The 9,347-nt window shown below is 64.7% G+C and carries 9 protein-coding genes; 6 read left to right on the top strand and 3 right to left on the bottom strand.

The window, feature by feature from the left end; genetic code table 11:
• The first annotated feature begins 28 nt into the window (after positions 1-28).
• The gene (locus tag C5E07_RS03120) at positions 29-928 is read left to right on the top strand and encodes a hypothetical protein (protein WP_104298403.1); all 900 of its coding nucleotides are present in this window, start codon (positions 29-31) and stop codon (positions 926-928) included.
• A 151-nt stretch (positions 929-1,079) separates the two neighbouring features.
• Here C5E07_RS03120 and C5E07_RS03115 read toward each other — a convergent pair whose 3' ends face one another.
• Both C5E07_RS03115 and C5E07_RS03110 read right to left on the bottom strand, forming a co-directional pair.
• Positions 1,080-1,583: a hypothetical protein gene (locus C5E07_RS03115; protein WP_104298402.1), complete on the bottom strand. Its 504-nt coding sequence runs from the start codon at positions 1,581-1,583 to the stop codon at positions 1,080-1,082.
• Between the two features lie 140 nt (positions 1,584-1,723).
• The gene (locus C5E07_RS03110) at positions 1,724-3,826 is read right to left on the bottom strand and encodes a DUF262 domain-containing protein (RefSeq protein WP_104298401.1); all 2,103 of its coding nucleotides are present in this window, start codon (positions 3,824-3,826) and stop codon (positions 1,724-1,726) included.
• Positions 3,827-4,266: 440 nt separating this feature from the next.
• Between C5E07_RS03110 and phnD the strand changes: the two genes are divergently transcribed.
• From phnD to C5E07_RS03085, 5 genes are read left to right on the top strand one after another with little or no spacing between them, the layout of a single operon-like run.
• Positions 4,267-5,160 carry a phosphate/phosphite/phosphonate ABC transporter substrate-binding protein gene (gene phnD, locus C5E07_RS03105; protein ID WP_104298400.1) on the top strand — a complete coding sequence of 298 codons (894 nt, stop codon included), beginning with the start codon at positions 4,267-4,269 and terminating at the stop codon, positions 5,158-5,160.
• On the top strand, positions 5,157-6,005 hold the full coding sequence (phnC, locus tag C5E07_RS03100; protein ID WP_181057764.1) for a phosphonate ABC transporter ATP-binding protein: 849 nt from the start codon (positions 5,157-5,159) through the stop codon (positions 6,003-6,005). The genes phnD and phnC overlap by 4 nt, the downstream gene beginning before the upstream one ends.
• Positions 5,986-6,828: a phosphonate ABC transporter, permease protein PhnE gene (gene phnE / locus C5E07_RS03095; RefSeq protein ID WP_104298399.1), complete on the top strand. Its 843-nt coding sequence runs from the start codon at positions 5,986-5,988 to the stop codon at positions 6,826-6,828. Before phnC ends, phnE begins: the two co-directional genes overlap by 20 nt.
• On the top strand, positions 6,825-7,598 hold the full coding sequence (locus C5E07_RS03090; RefSeq protein WP_104298398.1) for a tyrosine-protein phosphatase: 774 nt from the start codon (positions 6,825-6,827) through the stop codon (positions 7,596-7,598). The genes phnE and C5E07_RS03090 overlap by 4 nt, the downstream gene beginning before the upstream one ends.
• Positions 7,595-8,317 carry a TetR/AcrR family transcriptional regulator gene (locus C5E07_RS03085; RefSeq protein WP_258063761.1) on the top strand — a complete coding sequence of 241 codons (723 nt, stop codon included), beginning with the start codon at positions 7,595-7,597 and terminating at the stop codon, positions 8,315-8,317. Before C5E07_RS03090 ends, C5E07_RS03085 begins: the two co-directional genes overlap by 4 nt.
• A gap of 14 nt (positions 8,318-8,331) precedes the next feature.
• Here C5E07_RS03085 and C5E07_RS03080 read toward each other — a convergent pair whose 3' ends face one another.
• The gene (locus tag C5E07_RS03080) at positions 8,332-8,664 is read right to left on the bottom strand and encodes a hypothetical protein (protein ID WP_146080492.1); all 333 of its coding nucleotides are present in this window, start codon (positions 8,662-8,664) and stop codon (positions 8,332-8,334) included.
• Positions 8,665-9,347: the final 683 nt, after the last annotated feature.

Genomic DNA, 9,347 nt, shown 5'->3' with positions numbered 1-9,347 from the left:
ATAGCTTGTCGAGAAAGGTGCAACTCCTATGGCATACCCAACACTTGCGCTTCACCTTTTGATCTCTGCGCCGGGCGATGTGCCGGTTGAGGACATGGCGGTTGTTCGCAAGACGATCAGCCAGTGGAACCTGACGTTCGGACGAACGGTGGGGCTGACAGTCCTCCCCATCTCTTGGACCGAACATGCGGTTGCCGAGTTCGGCGAGCGTCCGCAAGCCATCCTCAACGATCAGATAGTCGATGAAGCGGACATGGCGATCGCGTTGTTCCAAGATCGCTTGGGTACACCAACTGGCGACGCAGAGTCGGGTACAGCCGAGGAGATCAAGATCCTCGTAGAGGCAGGTAAATCAGTCGGGGTGCTGGTCAGCGCGGCTCCGCGCGCACCACTCCGTGGGCCAGCTCTGGCAGAACGTCTGCGTCTCAGTGAGTATCTGGATTCGATCAGGAAGAAGGCACTCGTTGTCGAGCACGCCGACAGGGCCGATCTCGTAGGGCACCTCAACAACTATCTAAGTCGGGCGACAGCACAGTTTCAACAGGCCGTCGAACAGTCGAAAGGCCGAGATCAGACTGAAGCTGCCCACGATCCCGCCGAGGGAGTCTGGCCGCGTGCCGAGGTTCGGGAGAGCGTAAAGACCGACTCCAAAGGACGCGTTCGAACACAACGCAACTGGTCACTCGTGCTACAGAACACCTCGAACGGGCCAGCCTCAAACGTGGACTTCAGCTTTGACGATCTTCCCGAGGACGCTTTCTTTCGAGTGATTCGCGAGGACGGCCAGCTCGGTACGATCCCGCCAGCCCAGGAGGCGCGGTTCCCGTTGCTCCTTGCGATGGGATCGCCTGACGCCGTTGAATGCACTGTCACCTGGACGGATGCCAGGGGTGAACAACGGGAGACGCGCGCCACGGTCCGCACTTGAGAAATGGCGCGGTCGAGAACAGCGACCTGGATCAGCTAACCGTTCCTTTCTGAGCTGACGTGACGGTAAACCCAGCTCAGGTCAGACACCGCGGCATTGCGGCGGCGATTCAGCAGGCTAAGCCGACGCTGCAGGCGACGCCCGTCACGAGCTAAGCCTGGTCGGAATCGCTTTGGTCGAGCGCCGCCTTGCCACCTGCTACGGCGACCACGACGGCAACAGCAACAGCGGCCGTTCCCGCCACGACTTTTCCGAACATAGCGACCTTGGCGTTCCTGTCCTCGTTGTGCATACGCTTCTGCTCCGCGACTACTTCAGCGATCTTGTTGAGGATCCAACGCTCGTCCTCGAGAGTGAGATTCTCCTTGTCGAGGCGCTTGATCAGGACACCGATCAGCGCCGCGTAGCCGTTGTGAACAGCGCGGGCGCTCTCATCGTTCGACTCCAGAGTCGCCTGATACGACCTTTCGATCGAGGTGACGGCATCTGTGGCCAGCTTGCGAAACTCCGGGAGCTGTTGGATCAGCTTGATCTGAGCCTCTGCCGACATGTGCTGCGCCGCGATAGCAAAGCGACTGAAGTTCTTCGTTGCGAGCTTCGTCAGGGACTCGATCTTGCGTTCTGAGGGGTTCTGATTCTGGGCGTCCTTGGGCATCAATACTCCAGGTCTCGGTGTTTCAGCATCAGACGGGTTTGCCCGCTGACGGGTGTTTCGGTGGTGAGGTCTCGGTATGTCGAGCGCGTCCGGGAGCCGGCAGCCAGGTCTGCTCGCGTCGGAAAGCAGTGGAGCTGTGATCAAGCGATTGATGACGCGAGTTCGCTAAGGGGCTGAAGCGCGCCGTCTCGCTCGAGGGCCCAGAACTGTGACCCACTGATGTTGGTCACATCCAGCGATCGTGTTGCTTCATCGAGGTCGTCGAACTCGTGAATGCCATCGATCATCACGGTGCCATCTTCTGTGACGACCGCGTCAACGTCTGTCTCCAACTCGAGTGGCGCAAGCTGATCGCCTGGCAACAAGAGTCCCTGCTCAAGCAATACCGCGAGCGACAACGTGGGAATTCCCACCTCCTGCGGTAGCGGCAGAGATGCGTCAGGGGCCGTGCTTCCTAGGTCTGGCCCCAAGCGAGCGAAGCCATCTCGGATGACTTGTGCGATGAGCGTGCGTCGCTGCTCAAGGAACTCGTCGTAGGGCAGCAAATGCCAGTCTCTGGGGAGGGCGTGCCAGTAATGCTGCTTGGCCACCCAGTCGGCGTTGCCACCGCGTTCGGCCAGCAGTTCTGGCCAGTACACGGCCGGTGCACGGTTCGAGATGCGCTGGTTGGTGTCCCAGTCAGTGGGAGCGAAGTTGGCGGCTTGGTTGATGCGCTTGTTGTCGATGGTGCCCAGGACCTTCTCCTGGTAGTCCCGGGGCACGAGGTGGTGTCCTTCCATTCCCTTGACCGTGGGTGTGGACGGATCCATCCACTCGCGCACCTTCATAGGGATCATGAACATGTCCGCGTCGAGTGTGTTCAGGGCAGCGAGGTAGCACTGGTAGACCGGCGACAGCTTGTGACTTGAGGACACCAGGAGCTGGGGTGCGTTGAACTCCCAGAAGTCGTTTGTGACGCTCACGCTGATGGTCGCGTCCACGAGCCGCAGGAACCCTTCGGCGTCGCGGTCCGCCAGGTCGGCGAACATATCGAGGTCTTTTTGAATCTGAGACTCGCTCGAGCCCGTGTACCGGCCTGTCAGCTGAGACATGAAGAACCATCGCGCAACCAGTGCACGCAGCTTTCGTAGCTCCACTCCGTACCGTGTGCGGCCGAGCAAGAAGATGATGTAACTGGCAACGATGTTCATGTTTGAGGTGATGCCCGCGTGGGACCTGAAACCGGCCAACTGGATGGAACGTATGAACTCGGTCCAGTGAAGGCTGTTGGTGACGACCGGCAGCGCGTCTCGTAATTTTGCGAGCTCTCGCTCCTGTTTGTCGCCGTCGACTCGCCCAGTCTGCCGGTCCTTGGCCTGCAGGTTCGCGTAGGCGTCGATGAGCTTGGCGCGATTCTGCCCGATGGCCACCATGACGCGAGTTACATGGCCAGTCTCGACGGCCAGGTATGCGTTCTTCGGTGTCCATGAGATCTTGGAGCCCGCCAGCTCGCTGGCACGCTCCGGCGTCATCCGTGAGTGTCGCGCAAATTCGTCAATCTGCTCCCGGCCCTCCGGCCAAAAGACGCTCAACCAGGTCAGGATGTAGTCGTAGGCCTTAAGGTTGACGCCCTCCGAGTTGATGCGAACGAACACGTCCGCGACAAGCTTTTTGTCGACGCCTTTCTCGATGTGCACCACGTCAAATTGATACTTTTGCAGGTCGCCGAGCTTGCTGAAGACCCGCCGTATTTCGCGCGTCTGTTCGCGGCTGAGCTCTCGCCCGGCGGCTTCCAAACCTTCGATGTAGTCGTCGGTCGCGTCAATCGGGGCGTCGAACACCGTCGCGATGTTCTCGATCCACTCAGAAGACCTGGCGGTGGCGGCCGTGGCCACCTCGAATCTCTCCGTGAATGGGTGGAATGAGATCCGGATGGACTTGCGCTCGTAGTTGTCGTTCTGGACAGCGAGGCCCTTCATGGCCGCGTAGAGGCTCGTCAGCCGCTGCTGTCCATCAACAATCTGGTGTGCGGCCGAAATGCGGGCTTCGCCCGCTATCGCTCGCGTCGAGTCTTCCGCCGCGACATCCCAAAACATGAGGGCGCCGACGGGATATCCGCGGTACATCGAGTCGAAGAGATCTCTGACCTTCGTAGCAGGCCAGACGAACGGGCGCTGCAAGTCCGGAAGACTGATGCTCCCCTGATGTACGCCCGCAACCAGCTGGCTAACCTGCCAGGAAACGGTTTTGAAGATCGCAGACATGTGTCTCCCATACGTGGACGAGCCGATTCGAACGCCGAGGTCACCCACGAGCTCTGTGCACAGCGATGTGACGCCGCACGACTCCCATCAGTATCGTCGCAAGAATTGGGCTGCAACACTTCTCCGGGTAAAACTGCTCATGGTTCCCCTCGGAAGGCCACGGTCTCCACGTCATGGACGGACGGGCGAGACAGCAGACAACGGATCACGGCAGGAACTTGCGCCCCGATCGCTCCAGTGGCTCCCGACTAAGCGACGACACCGCGCAGTTCGGTCACCCGGGCCGGAAGAGCTCCACCTACCTCACACCCGCCCCGCCCCAACTGTTCACCTGCGCGCCAATTTCCAGTCCACCGGTCTCGTAATTGCCGGTCACCTTCGCGAGTTTGCATACCGGTGTTCTCGAAATCCCGGGAGCATCCCTCGGAAGGACCCCGAACATGCGCCGTTCACCGCTCCTCGCCTTCGGCATCATGGGCGTCAGCGCCCTCGCCCTCACCGGCTGCCAGACGGCCGAAGCCACCGCAGACGACACGACGATCACCATCGCCACCATCCCCCTCGGCGAAGACCCCACGCAGGCGAACCCCATCGACGCCCTCGTCGAGCTCCTCGAAGCCGAGACGGGCTACACGGTCGAAGTCACCGACGTACCCGATTACCTCAGCGTCGTCGAAGCCATCCGCGCTGACCACGTCGACATGGGCATCATGAGCGGCTTCCCCTCCGCGCTCGCCGTGAACACCGGCGAAGTGGATGCGCTGCTCGCCTGGGAGGGCAGCGAAGACCCCGTCTCCACCTGCGTCGTGTTGAACGACTCCCCCGTGCAGGAGCTCACCGACCTGGAGGGCAAGACCGTCGCCTTCGCCGACCAGGCATCCAGCTCCGGCTACTTCATGCCCGTCCACATGCTCCACGAGGCCGGCCTCGAGCAGGGCACCGACTACGAGGCGATCTTCGCGGGCGGCCACGAGGGCTCCTTCGCGGCCCTCGAACAGGGCCAGGTCGACGCCGCCTGCACCTCCATCATGCTCACCGAGCTCGGCGAACCCATGTTCCCCTTCGCCGACGGCGAGTGGCGCGGCGTCGGCGAGAGCGCACCCATGCCCGTCATGGGCAGCGTCCTCGGCAGCCCAGAACTCAGCGACGAGAAGCGCACCGTCATCAAGGACGCCATCCAGGCCGTCTTCGTCGAGGAGAACGCCGAAGCCCTCGGCGCCCTCGGCTCCGGCTTCATCGGACTCCCCGTCTCCGTCGACCCCGAGCCCTCCGTCTTCGATGGCTTCGTGGAGATCGCCGGCGTCGCTGGCGTGAAGCTCGAGGACCTCGAATGACGAACCTCGCCCCGGCTCCCAGCGCCAACACTGCGCCCGCAGCAGCAGCAAGCACCAGCGACATGGATGCACTCACCCGCCTCCCCCTCGTCACCGTGCGCGGCCTCCGGGTCGCCTACGACGAGACGACCGTGCTCGACGGCGTCGACCTCGACCTGCACCCCGGCGAGATGGTCGCCCTCCTCGGCGCGTCCGGCTCCGGCAAGTCGACGCTCATGCGCAGCCTCACCGGCTTCGCCCCCATCACGAGCGGCACGGCCCGCGTCGCCGGGCACGACGTCACGAACCTCCGCCGGGGCGAGCTGCGGCAGTTGCGCGCAGGTGTCGGGCAGGTGTTCCAGCAGTTCAACCTCATCCCCCGCCTCAGCGTGCTCACGAACGTGCTCACCGGCACCCTCTACAGCGCGGGCCCGATCAACCTCGTCGGTGGCTTCAGCAGCGAGCACCGCAGACGCGCGATGGAACTCCTCGACCGCGTCGGCATCGCCCACAAGGCGAAAGCCCCCGCCCGTTCGCTGAGTGGCGGCCAGCAGCAGCGCGTCGCCATAGCCCGCGCCCTCATGCAGCAGCCGCGCGTGATCCTCGCCGACGAACCCGTCGCATCCCTCGACCCGAAGCTCGCCGACTCCGTGCTCGAACTGCTGCGCGACATCGCCACCCGCGACGGCATCCCTGTACTCGTCAGCCTCCACGTGCTGCCCCTCGCACTCCGCCACACCGACCGCATCATCGGCCTCCGCCACGGCGAGATGCTCGTCTCAGCCCCCACCGGCGCGCTCGATGCCGAGAAGCTCTCCGTGCTCTACGACGCCGAGGAGGCCCACGATGACAACCACCGCGCCTAAGCCGCCCCGCGCATCCACGGCCCCCTCGCTCACGACCGCCGAACGCGACCGCCTCGAACGGGCCTTCTCGATCCCGCGAGCGCGCTTTCTGCTCGGCATCCCCGTCGCCATCATCGTGCTGCTCTGGTCGTTCGCGGGCGCAGAGTTCAACTTCTCGAAGCTCGGCGACGGCGCCATCAACATGGGCGAGTTCCTCTCGCGCCTGTTCCCGCCCGACTTCTCGAAGTTCGGCACGATCTTCTCGCTCCTCATCGAGACCCTGCAGATGGCCATCGTCGGCACCGTCCTCGGGGCCGTGCTGTCGCTGTTCATGGCGTTCGCCGCATCGTCGAACATCGCCCCGAAGTGGGTGTACTACCCGGCCCGCTGGGTCATGAACATCATCCGCTCGGTGCCCGACCTCGTGTTCGCGCTCATGTTCGTCTCCGCGGTCGGGCTCGGCCCGTTCGCCGGCATCCTCGCGATGACGCTCGGCTCGATCGGCTCCATCGGCAAGGTCTACGCCGAGGCCATGGAATCCGTCGACCGCGGGCCCATGTCCGCCATGCAGGCGGTGGGCGCATCCCGGCGCCAGCTCATCCAGTACGGGGTGCTCCCGCAGGCAGCGCCGCTCCTCGTCTCCTACACGCTGCTGCTCTTCGAGGGCAACGTGCGCGGCGCCACCATCCTCGGCCTCGTCGGGGCAGGCGGCATCGGCCTCGAACTCACCACGGCGATGAAGATGTACGACTACGGACACCTCAGCGCCATCATCATCTGCATCATCGTGCTCGTCACGCTGATCGACCAGGGCAGCGCCCTCATCCGAAAGCGACTCACATGACCACCACGCTCGACATCACCCTCTCCGCACCCGTCAACCTGCGCGACCTCGGCGGCACCCCCATCGCCGGCGGCCCCCTCCGCGAGGGGCTCGCGATCCGCGCCGACGACCTGTCCGTCATCACCGAAGCGGATGCGCGCGAGCTGACCGCGGGCGGGCTCGCCTCGGTCATCGACCTCCGCACCGCCGACGAGGTCGCCCTCACGGGTCGGGGCCCCCTCTCGGCGCACCCCGTCGCCTACCACCACCTGCCCCTCATGGGCAGCGTTGGCGGCGGGCTGCCGACCGCCGACGAGCACGGGAGCGCGCACGCCGGCATGGGCGAGATGTACGCGCTCATGGTCGAGTCGGCCGCGCCGCAGCTCGCCGCGGCGCTCGGCATCATCGCCGTCTCCCCCGGCGCCACGGCCTTCCACTGCGCGGCCGGCCGCGACCGCACGGGCGTGCTAGCCGCCATGCTGCTCCTCGCGCTCGGCGCAGCAGACGACGACATCGTGCGCGACTACGCGAAGACCGACGCCAACATGGGCGCGATTCTGGCCCGCATCGGGCCCACCATGAGCGTGCTGCTCGCGAAGTTCGGCATGGACCTCGAGGAGGTGTCGAAGCTCAACGGCTCCCTCACGGGCGACGCCGAACCCATGGACGTGTCGATGCGCATCCTCCTCGCCCGCCTCCGCGAGCGCCACGGCGACCCGCTCGCGCCGCTGCGAGCGGCGGGGCTCACCGACGCGACGATCGCGCAGCTCCGCGAGCGGGCCGCCGCGTGACGACCACCGCACCCGCTTCGGCGCCCGCATCCATCGAAACGGATGTGGGCACCTCGGCGCGCTCAGCGGGGTCGGCAGCGTCGGCAGCGTCGGCAGCGTCGGCAGCATCGGCAGCATCGGCAGCTCTCGACACACGCCGGGGCCCTGGGCGGCCTCGCACGGAGGAGCTCGATGGCCAGATTCTCGCCGCCACGCTCGCCATCATCGACGCAGACGAGGCCGTCACCGTGTCGAGGGTCGTCGAGCGGAGCGGCGTGAGCCGGGCCGCCCTCTACCGACGGTGGCCGTCGATGACGCTCCTGATCGCGGCTGCGCTCGACGTCGGGCGCACGATCCCCCCGACGCTGGGCAAGCCCGGCGACCTGCGTGCCGGCATCGTCGACTTCCTCATGGGCGCATCCGCCGACCTCGACGAGACCAGCTACCCAGACCAGCGGTTCCGGCAGCGCATCCGGCTCGTGATGAGCGACCGGGAGCTGCAGCAGGCGTACTGGGAGTCGCACGTCTCCGTGCGCCGCCGACCCATCGAAGACGCCCTCCGCGCCGGAATCGCCGAGGGGTCGCTGCGCGCAGACCTCGACGTCGAGGCGTGCTTCGACCTCATCGCCGGCATCTTCTACTATCAGCTCGTCGTCCGCGGCTGCCGCTTCGACGACCCCGCCGCGCGAGCGCGCTGCCGGGCCGGCCTCGAGGTGGCGTGGCGCGGGATGGAGGCGTAGAGCGCTGACCTGCGCTACTGGCGGCTCATCTCCACGGTCATCGTCACGCCCATGGCCGTGAGCTCGTAGGTCAGCACGTCGCCTTCGAACGTGAACACCTTTGTCGCATCGCCTGACGCCATGAGCGCCGATTCTGTCTGGGTGGTGTCGTTCGCGGAATCCCAGGTGTAGCTCTCGACGTCCTCGGTGGGAGCAACATAGGTGCCGGCCCAGTACAGCGCACTCGTCGATTCGGCATCGTTGACCCAGTTGATGACGATCTCCCCGTCGCTGATGGTGGCCGCCTGATAGCTCGACTCGGAGTTCGAGTTGGTCTGCACCCAGTCACCGGTGAGATCCAGCGGCACCGCCGGTGGCGCCTGCGTCTCCACAGCAACCGGAGCAGCGTTCGATCCCGCGGGCGGAGCGCTAGCAGGTTCGCTGTCGCCAATCGAGCATGATGCAAGGAACAAGAGCGGGATGAGGGCGACTGGGGCAAGGAGACGGCGCATAGCCGAAGAATAGAAGGTGGAGCGATCGACCGCTCACCTGGGGATTTGCGAAGATGTTCCCGAGCGGATTGATTGAGTTGACGGCATCGAGGTGTTGTTTTCGACCGCGACCCGGATCCATCTCTTGTCAGCGGTGAAGAACCCGCCAACGCGGTCTAACAGCAGTAGGCACTCATCGGTTCCGCAGATGCTCAGCGAAAAGTCCTGCCAGCCGCGCCCCTAACGAGACTTGTTCAATCACCCGGGGCTCCCCCGTCGTGGTTGTGTCGCGTATAACTTTAGGCGTCACGCGCACGCGATTACCAGCCGCTTTCACGCTGCCATTCCCAGCGTTGAACCGGACCCGGTGCAGACCTGCAGCTTCTCTTCGAATCCGTCGTGCTGCCGCCCTCGTCCGGATTCCTTCCACGCCCGCCCGCTAACGAATCTGGATTAGTCATGACCTGGCACCCCACTGATCAATTGCCACAGAACGGCCGTCCGGCCAGCTCTGCGAGAGCGTCCCATGCCACAGGAAGCGAATCGGTCTCGCCTGGCCC

It is taken from the genome of Pseudoclavibacter sp. RFBJ3 (assembly GCF_002931375.1).
GTDB lineage: Bacteria > Actinomycetota > Actinomycetes > Actinomycetales > Microbacteriaceae > Pseudoclavibacter.
The sequence above is the reverse complement of the archived record's forward strand: the minus strand, read 5'-3'. Positions and strand labels throughout refer to the sequence as shown.

What these genes read in the sequence shown, in the direction of transcription:
- phnE (WP_104298399.1), top strand. Translation starts at nt 5,986, where the DNA reads ATGACAACCACCGCGCCTAAGCCGCCCCGCGCATCCACGGCCCCCTCG.
- C5E07_RS03115 (WP_104298402.1), bottom strand. Translation starts at nt 1,583, where the DNA reads ATGCCCAAGGACGCCCAGAATCAGAACCCCTCAGAACGCAAGATCGAG.
- C5E07_RS03090 (WP_104298398.1), top strand. Translation starts at nt 6,825, where the DNA reads ATGACCACCACGCTCGACATCACCCTCTCCGCACCCGTCAACCTGCGC.
- C5E07_RS03110 (WP_104298401.1), bottom strand. Translation starts at nt 3,826, where the DNA reads ATGTCTGCGATCTTCAAAACCGTTTCCTGGCAGGTTAGCCAGCTGGTT.
- phnD (WP_104298400.1), top strand. Translation starts at nt 4,267, where the DNA reads ATGCGCCGTTCACCGCTCCTCGCCTTCGGCATCATGGGCGTCAGCGCC.
- phnC (WP_181057764.1), top strand. Translation starts at nt 5,157, where the DNA reads ATGACGAACCTCGCCCCGGCTCCCAGCGCCAACACTGCGCCCGCAGCA.
- C5E07_RS03120 (WP_104298403.1), top strand. Translation starts at nt 29, where the DNA reads ATGGCATACCCAACACTTGCGCTTCACCTTTTGATCTCTGCGCCGGGC.